The organism is Sandarakinorhabdus sp. (assembly GCF_031422795.1).
Taxonomy (GTDB): domain Bacteria; phylum Pseudomonadota; class Alphaproteobacteria; order Sphingomonadales; family Sphingomonadaceae; genus Sandarakinorhabdus.
On sequence record NZ_JANPML010000190.1, the window covers coordinates 1 to 7,149 of the forward strand.

General features: G+C 64.6%; 8 protein-coding genes and 1 tRNA gene. 8 read left to right on the top strand and 1 reads right to left on the bottom strand.

From position 1 onward, the window contains the following. Nucleotides 1-179 precede the first annotated feature (179 nt). Nucleotides 180-1,043 (top strand): nitrilase-related carbon-nitrogen hydrolase, encoded by an 864-nt coding sequence (locus tag RMO81_RS07285; protein ID WP_310475147.1) that lies wholly within the window; start codon nucleotides 180-182, stop codon nucleotides 1,041-1,043. Between the two features lie 6 nt (nucleotides 1,044-1,049). On the opposite strand, the gene RMO81_RS07290 is transcribed toward RMO81_RS07285, so the two are convergent. Then, nucleotides 1,050-1,706, bottom strand: coding sequence for a uracil-DNA glycosylase (locus tag RMO81_RS07290; protein WP_310475148.1), 657 nt, complete (start codon nucleotides 1,704-1,706; stop codon nucleotides 1,050-1,052). A gap of 29 nt (nucleotides 1,707-1,735) precedes the next feature. On the opposite strand from RMO81_RS07290, the gene folK reads away from it, so the two are divergent. The 7 genes from folK to gdhA all read left to right on the top strand — a co-directional run. Continuing rightward, complete coding sequence (gene folK / locus RMO81_RS07295; protein ID WP_310475149.1) at nucleotides 1,736-2,224, top strand: 2-amino-4-hydroxy-6-hydroxymethyldihydropteridine diphosphokinase; 489 nt, start codon at nucleotides 1,736-1,738, stop codon at nucleotides 2,222-2,224. Nucleotides 2,225-2,246: 22 nt separating this feature from the next. After that, a tRNA-Lys gene (locus tag RMO81_RS07300) sits at nucleotides 2,247-2,323 on the top strand. Between the two features lie 256 nt (nucleotides 2,324-2,579). Further along, on the top strand, nucleotides 2,580-3,371 hold the full coding sequence (locus RMO81_RS07305) for a dienelactone hydrolase family protein (RefSeq protein ID WP_310475150.1): 792 nt from the start codon (nucleotides 2,580-2,582) through the stop codon (nucleotides 3,369-3,371). A gap of 56 nt (nucleotides 3,372-3,427) precedes the next feature. Beyond that, complete coding sequence (locus RMO81_RS07310; RefSeq protein WP_310475151.1) at nucleotides 3,428-3,853, top strand: FKBP-type peptidyl-prolyl cis-trans isomerase; 426 nt, start codon at nucleotides 3,428-3,430, stop codon at nucleotides 3,851-3,853. Beyond that, nucleotides 3,853-4,692, top strand: coding sequence for a metal-dependent hydrolase (locus RMO81_RS07315; protein WP_310475152.1), 840 nt, complete (start codon nucleotides 3,853-3,855; stop codon nucleotides 4,690-4,692). Before RMO81_RS07310 ends, RMO81_RS07315 begins: the two co-directional genes overlap by 1 nt. Continuing rightward, nucleotides 4,692-5,807: a patatin-like phospholipase family protein gene (locus RMO81_RS07320; protein WP_310475153.1), complete on the top strand. Its 1,116-nt coding sequence runs from the start codon at nucleotides 4,692-4,694 to the stop codon at nucleotides 5,805-5,807. Before RMO81_RS07315 ends, RMO81_RS07320 begins: the two co-directional genes overlap by 1 nt. Before the next feature lie 145 nt (nucleotides 5,808-5,952). Beyond that, nucleotides 5,953-7,149 (top strand): NADP-specific glutamate dehydrogenase (gdhA, locus tag RMO81_RS07325; RefSeq protein ID WP_310475154.1); only part of this gene is annotated, 1,197 nt, incomplete at its 3' end.

Below are 7,149 nucleotides of genomic sequence, written 5' to 3' on the forward strand. Positions count from 1 at the left end.
TTCCCCCCCCCGTGCGGGTCTCGGCAGGCGCGCCTATCATATCCCCGCCGGCGGGGTAAGTCCCCCCGGCACCACGCCGCCGCCGCCGAAATACCCCCCCCCCCCCGGGCGGGAGCGGGTCGACTCGCCGTAGGCGAGCGGGGTGAGGGGTTCACCCCTCGTGATCCAGGACTACCCGCATGACCCGCACCATCACTGTCGCCGGCCTGCAACTGGCCTTTTCCGGCAATCGCGATGCCGATATCGCCATGACCGCCGCCGCGGTTCGCGCCGCGGCTGACGGCGTCGATGTCGTGCTGCCGCCCGAATTGTTCGAAGGCCATTATTTCTGCCGGCATGAAGACGAAGGCCTGTTTGTCAATGCCATGCCGCTGGACAAGCATCCGGCCGTGGCCGCCATGCGCGAAGTGGCGCTGGAGACCAAGACCCACATCCCGTGTTCTTTCTTCGAAAAGGACGGGCATCATCATTACAACAGCCTGGCCATGATCGACGACGGCGGCAATGTGATGGGCGTCTATCGGAAAAGCCATATCCCCGACGGGCCGGGCTATGAGGAAAAATTCTATTTCCGCCCCGGCAATACCGGTTTCAAGGTGTGGCCAACACGGCATGGCGTGATCGGCGTCGGCATCTGCTGGGATCAATGGTATCCTGAAACCGCTCGCGCCATGATGCTGATGGGCGCTGAAGTGCTGCTGTATCCCACCGCCATCGGCACTGAACCGCACGATCCCGAACTCGACACGCGCCGGCTGTGGCGGCGCGCGATGGTGGGCCATGCCGTTTCCAACGTCGTGCCCGTGCTGGCCTGCAACCGCGTCGGCACCGAAGAAGCCGGGACGCGCCACGCGCAGACATTTTACGGCACCAGCTTTGCCTGCGATCAACGCGGCGATATCGTTGATGATCTGGATGATCGGGCGCCGGGCGTGGTGAAGGCGACCTTCAACCTTGATCTCGCCGCCCGCCACCGCGCCGCCTTCGGCTTTTTCCGTGATCGCCGGCCCGAACTCTACACGCGGCTGGCGCAGGATATCTGACGCGCCTCAGGGCCGATAGGCGAGTGTTGACGCCAATGCAGCCTTGAACATTTCCGGCGTCAGCAGGCCGGTGTTGATGTTCAATCGGCTGCAATGATAGCTGTCCACCAGCATCACGCCCGACGGCAATTTGTGCATCACGCCGTGGCCAAACCGATATTTGGGCAATTTGCCGCCCAGCGCCTTGATCGCGGCCTGGTGCGCGGTTTCGCCCAAGGCCACCACCACTTTCAGGCCAGGCAGCGCGGCGAGTTGTTCGGCGAGATAGGGCCGGCAGGCGTGTTTTTCGGCCGTATCAGGCAGATTGCCGGGCGGGGCGCAGGCCACCGCATTGGTGATGAACAGGCCCGGTGCATTCCAGCGTTCAGGTGTTTCCGTGGCCAGCCCCAGTTCGGCCAGTGTGCCAAACAGCAGTTTGCCGGCTTCATCGCCGTGGAACGGCTTGCCGGTGCGGTTGGCGCCTTTCAGGCCGGGGGCGAGGCCGATGATGGCTGCCCAAGCCCCGGCATCGCCCAGCGGTGGCACCGGTGCGTTCCACCAGCCGGTGTGGCGGGTCACTTGTTCGGCGCGATAGTCGACCAGGCGCGGGCACAGCGCGCAATCCTGTGGCGGCGTGCCGGGGTGGGGCTGGGGGATCGCGGCAAAGTGGCTGTCGATTGTCATGGCAGATGCCTGTAGGGGTCTGGGCGCATATGGCAATCACCCTTGTCGCGCTGGGATCCAACCGCTGTCACGGCCGCCATGGCCGGCCGGCCGGCGTGGTGCGCGCGGCGCTGGCCGAACTGGCGCAGTTGGGAACCGTGCTGAAGGTATCGCCGATGTTCGAAACCGATCCCATCGGGCCGGGCAGCCGGCGTTATGCCAATGCCGTGGCGGCGCTGGCGTGGAGCGGGAGCCTGCCAGACCTGCTGCATGCATTGAAAGCCCTGGAACGCCGCTTTGGCCGCCGCGCTGGTCGGCGCTGGGGTGATCGCGTGCTCGACCTTGATATTCTTGCGTCGGGCGCGTTGGTGATGCAGGCGCCGGGCCTCAATGTGCCGCATCCGCGTTTGGCGCAAAGGCGCTTCGTGCTTGATCCGCTGGTCACCGTCGCGCCCGGCTGGCGGCACCCGCGGTTCAATCTGACAGCAAGACAGTTGCACGCGCGGCAGCTTCGCCCTAAAGGCCTGCCCCGCGCCTGATGCGCGCGCCCCGCGTTGTTGGGGGTCCTTAGCTCAATCGGTTAGAGCGACCGCCTTTTAAGCGGTAGGTTTCGGGTTCAAGTCCCGAAGGACCCACCACGCCGCTGCGCGGCGTGGCGGCAGTGCGCAGCACTGGCGCCCTACACGCGCATGGCCGGCCAGCGAGCAAAAGGGCGGCCATTCAGCCGCCCTTCTTGACTCGTCTGACGGCGTGGCTCCGCCACGCTCTTTTCTTACTTCTTCCTTACTCTCCCCCAAGCGGACTCGGCGGCTCTGCCGCCGGCCGCGCCCATCATCACCGCACCTTGCCAACTTACAGCCGCCGTCGCACTCTCACCCATAGGGGGAAGCATCCATGCCATTGTCCGACTACAGCCTGACCGATTTCACCGCCGGTCCCTACACCCGGCCCGTCTATCGGCGCGGACAGGGCCCGGCTGTGATCGTGATCCACGAAGTGCCCGCCCTCCACACGCTGGTCATCGATTTTGCCGATCGGTTGGCCGAAGCCGGCATGACCGTATTCTGCCCCAGCCTGTTCGGCATGCCGGGTTCGGTTCCAACCAAGGCCGCGGCAGTGAAGCAGTTGTTCCTCAACATCTGTATCCGGCGCGAGTTTTCGGTCTGGTCCGATGGCCGTTCCAGCCCGATCGTCGATTGGCTGCGGGCGCTGGCCAGGCAGGCCCATGAAGAATGCGGCGGGCCCGGCGTGGGCGCGATCGGCATGTGTTTCACCGGCGGTTTTGCGCTGGCGATGATGACCGAACCCAGCGTCATTGCCCCCGTACTGTCCCAACCCAGCTTGCCGCTGATGGGGGGCAAGACCGGCAGCATCGATGCAACGCCAACGGAAATCGCCTGCGCCCGTCGCCGCTTTGAAGCGGAGGATCTGTCGCTGCTGACGCTGCGTTACCGGTCCGACAAGCTGGTGCCCGACGCCCGTTTCCGCCGCTATGAACGTGAATTTCCGGGCCGGGTCGAATCCATCGAACTGGACGACGCGGTTGCCCGCAAAGACACCGGCATGGCGCCGCACAGCGTGCTGACCATCCATTTGCCCGATTCCGGCCCCGGCAAGGCGGCCGAGACCAAGACAATCGAATTTCTGCAACATCGTTTGGGCATAGGCGGTCGAACAGCCCCTTGATTGCCGGCGCAACTGCGGCCACATCTGCGCTGCACTGCAATGTTGGGAAAAATCCGATGTCTTCTGCCGCCTCCATCGCCGCTTTGGCTGCCTCTGTTGCCGCGCTGGCTGCCACCACGGCCGTTGCCCAACAGGCTGTGCTGCCCGGCGGCACCCGCGTGACCGAAGACAAGGCTGGCGCCGGCGTTGTGGCGGAATCGGGCCGCGCCGTGGCGGTGCATTACACCGGCTGGCTTTATGTGGACGGCGGCAAGGGCACCAAGTTTGATTCCTCGCGCGATCGTGGCCAGCCGTTCATCTTCACGTTGGGCCTGGGTGAGGTCATTCTGGGCTGGGATGAAGGCGTTGCCGGCATGAAGATCGGCGGCAAGCGCACGCTGATCGTGCCGCCGGAAGCCGGCTATGGCGAGCGCGGGGCGGGCGGCGTGATCCCGCCGGGCGCGACGCTGTTGTTCGAAGTTGAACTGCTGGCGGTGCAGTGATGGCATCAGCCGCGCCGGCCGATCTGGCCATCATTCCGCGCAATCTGCGCTTTGGCCGCGATGAAGTGCGTGGCCGCTGGTGGCTGGGCGACGATCCTGTTGCCACGGCCTGGCACAATGCGCTGTCGGCCAGTTTCCCGGCTGGCGAGGCCTTCTTCATCGAGACGGTGCGGCGCTTTCGGGATCAGGTGCCAGCAGAGCTTGCCGCGCAGATTGATGCCTTTGTGCGTCAGGAAGCCCATCACACCCGCGAACATGTCGCCTTCAACCGGCAGGTGACCGACGCCGGCTATGACATCGCCGCCATCGACAAGCGCATCAGCGACAGCTTGGTGCAGGCCCGCACCACCCACCCGGTGGCGCAACTGCTGGTCACGGTGAGCCTTGAACATTTCACCGCGATCTTTGCCCACGCCATGCTGGCGCGCGGCGGACGGCAGTTTGATGGCGCCAGCGCCGAAGCGCGGGCGATGTGGACGTGGCACGCCATTGAAGAGATCGAGCACAAGGGTGTCGCCTTTGATACCTACATGCACATCACCCGCAGCCTGAAACCGGCGAAACGCTGGGCGATCCGCAGCCTGGTGTTCCTGCGCGTATCGCGCAATTTCGTCGCCAATCGGGTGAAGGATGCGCTGGCGATGTTGGCGCAAGATGGCATCAGCGGCTGGCGGGCCAAGGCGCGACTGTGGTGGTATCTGCTGGGCAGCCCCGGTGTGCTGCGGCAGGTGGCGTTCGCATGGGCCAGCTATTTCCGCCCCGGTTTTCACCCGTGGGATCATGATGATCGCTTTCTGATCGCGGCGCATCAGTCGGCACCCGAATTGACGGCTGCCTGATGAGCAGCATCCCCAGCTTGCCCGGCCAGCCGGTGCTGGTGTTGCAGGGTGGCGGCTCGCTCGGCAGCTATCAGGCCGGTGTGTTCGCCGCGCTGGATGAGGCAGGCTATTGCCCGGAAATTATTGCCGGCATCTCCATCGGTGCCATCAACGGCGCGCTGATCGCCGGCAATCCGCCCGCCCGCCGGCGCGAACGGTTGATGGCCTTCTGGGAACGTGTGACCGGCAGCCCGGCGTTGTCGTGGTTGGCCAGTGAAGCCAGCGGCAACAACAATTCCGAAGGGTTGCGGCATCAATTGGCAGCGACCGCGACCGCCATGCTGGGCGCGCCGGGTTTCTTCAGCCCGCGTTGGCCGTGGCTGCCGGGTTGGTGGCCGGGCCAGATCGCGCTTTATGATACCAGTGCCTTGAAGGCGACTCTGGAAGAACTGATCGATTGGGAACTGCTGAACAGCGGCGCGGTGCGGTTTGCGGTTGGCGCGGTCAATGTCGAAACCGGCAATTTCAACTATTTCTGCTCCAGCCAGCAGCGGCTGGATGTGCGCCACGTGATGGCATCGGGCGCGCTGCCGCCGGGCCTGCCGCCGGTGGAAATTGATGGCCAATTGTGGTGGGATGGCGGCCTGGTCTCCAACACCCCGCTCGATCATGTGCTGGATCACGACGATGAAGATGATCTGGCCATTTTCCAGGTCGATCTGTTCCCGGCGCGGGGCGCGCGGCCCAACACGCTGGAGCAGGTGGAGGAACGGGCGGCCGACATCCGGTTTTCCAGCCGCACCCGCTTTACCACCGATGCCCAGGCGCGGCTGAACGGGCCGCGCCGGGCGTGGGCACGGCTGGCGGCCAAGCTGCCACCCGAACTGCGCGAAAGCGCCGATGCCCAGCTTCTCGACAAGCTGGCGCGGGGCCGGCGGGCGGTGGTGGCACAACTGGTTTATCGCGATCAGCCCTGGCAGGGCACCGCCAAGGGCCGCGAATTCAGCCGAACCACCATGATGATGCACTGGCGCCATGGCGAGGCCGATGTGGCCACCATGCTGGCCCGCGGCGGCTGGACCGGGTTGCCGGATGGGCCAGGCGTTTGGAGCTTTGACGCTTCTGCCCAGCCCTGATCGAGCCGCCCTCTTTGCGCGCGCGCAATTTCTGATACGCTAGCTGTTCTGCGGTGTTCAGATCAGCGGCCAGAGCTGACATTCAACCGCAGGAATCGAGGCCGGCGCCATGCAGCGTCCAGCCCGAAACCGGGGGAGTATCATCATGGGCGTTGGCGATCATGTCGATCTGGCGGGATTCATTGCGGGGGTGGGCCGCCGCAATCCGGGGCAACCGGAATTTGTGCAGGCGGTCACCGAAGTGGCGGAAGATATTTTCGACTTCATCAGTGACAAGCCGAAGTATCACGAAGCCCAGATCCTGCGCCGCATCGCCGAGCCGGATCGTGTGGTGTCGTTCCGGGTGTGCTGGGAGGACGACAACAACAATATCCGCGTGCAGCGCGGCTGGCGCGTGCAGAACAACAACGCCATCGGCCCCTACAAGGGCGGCATTCGTTTCCACCCGTCTGTCACTGAAAGCGTGCTGAAGTTCCTGGCCTTTGAACAGACCTTCAAGAACGCGCTGACCGGCCTGCCGATGGGCGGCGGCAAGGGCGGCAGCAATTTCAATCCCAAGGGCAAGAGCGTGAATGAAATCATGCGCTTCTGCCAGAGTTTCATGACCGAGCTGTATCGCCATATCGGCGCCGACGTTGACGTGCCGGCCGGCGACATCGGTGTGGGCGGGCGTGAGATCGGCTTCATGTTCGGCCAGTACAAGCGCATCACCAACCATTTCACCGGCGTGCTCACCGGCAAGGGCCTGGAATGGGGCGGCAGCCTGATCCGCACCGAAGCCACCGGTTATGGTGCGGTGTATTTCCTGCAGAATATGCTCAAGGCCAAGGGCATGGATGTCGCCGGCAAGACGGCGGTGATTTCCGGTTCCGGCAATGTCGCGACGCATGCGGCCGAAAAGATCGTGCAGTTGGGCGGCAAGGTGCTCACCTTGTCGGACAGCGAGGGCTTCATCCACGATCCCGATGGCATCACCCAGGACAAGATTGATTGGGTGAAAACCCACAAGACCCACCGGCGCGGCCGCATTTCGGAATATGTGGCGGAGTTCAAGGGCGCCACCTTCCACGGTGGGGGCGCCCGTCCGTGGGGCGTGCCCTGCGATCTGGCCTTGCCCTGCGCCACCCAGAATGAACTGAACGGCGCAGAGGCGAAGCTGCTGCTGCAGAACGGCTGCATTGCCGTGGCCGAAGGTGCCAACATGCCCACCGATCTGGACGGTGTGCACATCTTCAAGGCGGCGCGGATTCTCTATGCGCCCGGCAAGGCGTCCAACGCGGGCGGGGTGGCCGTTTCGGGCCTTGAAATGAGCCAGAATTCGGCCCGCATGAGCTGGAAGGAA

Coding starts and splice junctions, on each gene's coding strand:
- RMO81_RS07305 (WP_310475150.1), top strand. CDS start 2,580: ATGCCATTGTCCGACTACAGCCTGACCGATTTCACCGCCGGTCCCTAC.
- RMO81_RS07310 (WP_310475151.1), top strand. CDS start 3,428: ATGTCTTCTGCCGCCTCCATCGCCGCTTTGGCTGCCTCTGTTGCCGCG.
- RMO81_RS07315 (WP_310475152.1), top strand. CDS start 3,853: ATGGCATCAGCCGCGCCGGCCGATCTGGCCATCATTCCGCGCAATCTG.
- RMO81_RS07285 (WP_310475147.1), top strand. CDS start 180: ATGACCCGCACCATCACTGTCGCCGGCCTGCAACTGGCCTTTTCCGGC.
- folK (WP_310475149.1), top strand. CDS start 1,736: ATGGCAATCACCCTTGTCGCGCTGGGATCCAACCGCTGTCACGGCCGC.
- RMO81_RS07320 (WP_310475153.1), top strand. CDS start 4,692: ATGAGCAGCATCCCCAGCTTGCCCGGCCAGCCGGTGCTGGTGTTGCAG.
- RMO81_RS07290 (WP_310475148.1), bottom strand. CDS start 1,706: ATGACAATCGACAGCCACTTTGCCGCGATCCCCCAGCCCCACCCCGGC.